Here is a 2435-nt window from a genome sequence, read left to right on the forward strand (position 1 = left end):
GGTATTGCGGGGCTTTTCCTTCGGCCTGGCCATCGTCATCATCCTCAAGCAATTGCCTGGCGTGCTGGGCGTGCAGGCGGACGGCGACGTCGTCCATCTCGTGCCTGGCTTGCTGGCGCGGGCAGGGCAGTGGAACGGGCGCGGCGCGGGCCTGTGCGCGGCGGCGCTGCTGTTGCTGTTCCTGCTGCGGCGCCGGCAGCGCTGGCCCGCCGGGCTGATCGTCATTGCGCTGGGCATAGGCGCGGGCCGCTGGCTGGACTTGCCTGGCCACGGCGTGGCCCTGGTGGGCGCCATCGATGTCAGCCTGGCCATGCCCGTCCTGCCGCGCCTGACGCAGGAGGAATGGACGCACCTGGCCGAGCTGGCGTTTGCGCTGGCGCTGATCCTGTATGCCGAATCGTATGGCGCCATCCGCAGTTTCGCCTTGAAGCATGGCGACGCCGTGGCGCCCGAGCGCGACTTGCTGGCGCTGGGCGCGGCGAACGTGCTGGCAGGATTGCTGCAAGCCATGCCCGTGGGCGCCGGCTATTCTGCCACGTCGGCCAACGAGGCGGCAGGCGCTACCTCGCGCCTGGCGGGTCTGGTGGCCGCCGCCGTGGTGGGCGTCATCGTGCTGACCCTGCTGCCGCTGGTGGCGCTCACGCCCGTGCCCGTGCTGGCCGCCGTGGTCATCCACGCTGTCAGCCATACCCTGAACCCTGTTTCCTTGCAGCCCTATTTTGCCTGGCGCCGCGACCGCCTGCTGGTGCTGGCGGCGATTGCCGGCGTGCTGCTGTTCGGCGTGCTCGACGGCTTGCTGGTGGCCATCGCCATCAGCCTGCTGCTGATGCTGCGCCGCCTGTCGCGGCCCGGTATGTCCGTGCTGGGACGGCTGGGCGACAGCCATGACTATGTGAAGCTGGCGCTGCATCGCGATGCCCGGGCGCAGCCGGAGCTGCTGATACTGCGCCTCGATGAACCCTTGTTCTTTGTCAATGCCGAGCGCAGCCTGCACCTGGCGCGTGCCATGCTGGAGGAGCGGGCGGGGCCGCTGCGCAAGGTGATCCTCAGCCTGGAAGAGTCGCCCGACCTCGATGGCAGCAGCGTCGAAGCCTTGCGCGAGTTTGCCGTGTTTGTGCGCCGGCAGGGGCTGGCCCTGGGGCTGGCGCGCCTGAAGGAGCCGGCGTGCAGCGTGCTGCAGCTGGCGCTGCGCGACATGCTGACCGTCCAAGGGGGGCCGGTGCTGCTGCTCAGTGGATTGAGCGTGGCCGAGGCCGTGCGCCGGCTGGACGACGCCACGCCTGCGAAGTAGCGGCGGCCAGGCGTTGCATCCGGGAGACGGCATGACAAGCGCGAGCACCGCAACTGCAGCAGGTCAGGCGGATTTTGCCTGGCTTTCTGCTGCCAGCGCCGCCTTGACGCTGTCGCGCTGCGCCATGCTGCCCAGAAAGGCTTGCAGATGGGCCAGTTGCGACAGATCCATGCCCACGCGCGGCGCCCAGCCCGTTACGGCGAACAGATAGGCGTCCGCCACGGTGAAGGTGTCGCCCGTCAGGTAGGCATGACCTTCCAGGCGGCTGTCCACCCATTTGAATTTTTTGCCAAGTTGCTCCAAGAATAAGGCCTTGATGTCGGCGTCGTAACGGGGATTGAACAGGGGACTGAACGATTTGTGTAGTTCGGAGGTGATGTAATTTTGCCATTCCAGTACCTTGTAGCGGGCGAAGCTGCCCACGGGCGGCAGCAAGTCCTGCCTGCCCGCCTGTTCGGCGATGTACTGGGCGATGACGGGCCCTTCGCTCAAGGTGCTGCCATCGTCTAGCGCCAGCAGCGGCACCTGGCCTTTCGGGTTGAGTTCATAGTAATTGCCGCCTTCCTGCGTCTGGTGCTGGCCCAAGTCGACCTTGACCAGGGTGAACGGCGTGCCCGTTTCGCGCAGGATGATGTGCGGTGCCTGCGAGCAGGCACCCGGCGAGTAAAAGAGTTTCATGGCGATCCTTGAACAGGTGGGAAAGAAGCCACTATAGTCCCGCGCCGCCGCATGGTAAACGCGTGTTCGCGCAATTCACTATTTCTGCCCGGTGAAGGATTGCGCCGGCTCAAACCCCGGGATAGCGCAAGGTGTCGAGCAGCAAGGTAAACGCGGGCGAGGGGTGGCGCCGACTCGGGTAGTACAGCTTGTAGCCCGCATACGTGGGGCACCAGTCGTCCAGCACGCGGATCAAACGGCCATCGGTCAGGTAGGGCAGGACGATATCTTCGGCCATGCAGGCCACGCCCAGGCCATCGAGCGCCGAATGCAATCGCATGGCCATGTTGTTGTAGATCATCTGTCCTTCCACCCGCACCTTCAGTTCCTGCCCCTCCTTGGCAAACTCCCAGGCATACAGGCCGCCCAGCGTGGGCAGGCGCATATTGATGCAGTTGTGCGCCATCAAGTCCTGCGGCGTGGCGGG

The 2435-nt window shown here is 65.9% G+C and carries 3 protein-coding genes; 1 reads left to right on the forward strand and 2 read right to left on the reverse strand.

What is annotated here, in order from left to right:
• A partial coding sequence (locus K0F85_RS19615; protein WP_257572898.1) for a SulP family inorganic anion transporter occupies nt 1-1291 on the forward strand: 1291 nt, incomplete at its 5' end.
• A 63-nt stretch (nt 1292-1354) separates the two neighbouring features.
• On the opposite strand, the gene gstA is transcribed toward K0F85_RS19615, so the two are convergent.
• Nucleotides 1355-1969 carry a glutathione transferase GstA gene (gene gstA, locus K0F85_RS19620; RefSeq protein WP_219117627.1) on the reverse strand — a complete coding sequence of 205 codons (615 nt, stop codon included), beginning with the start codon at nt 1967-1969 and terminating at the stop codon, nt 1355-1357.
• A gap of 109 nt (nt 1970-2078) precedes the next feature.
• A partial coding sequence (locus tag K0F85_RS19625; protein ID WP_257572899.1) for a LysR substrate-binding domain-containing protein occupies nt 2079-2435 on the reverse strand: 357 nt, incomplete at its 5' end.

This window comes from Janthinobacterium sp. UMAB-56, from assembly GCF_900095265.1.
Classification (GTDB): domain Bacteria; phylum Pseudomonadota; class Gammaproteobacteria; order Burkholderiales; family Burkholderiaceae_D; genus Janthinobacterium.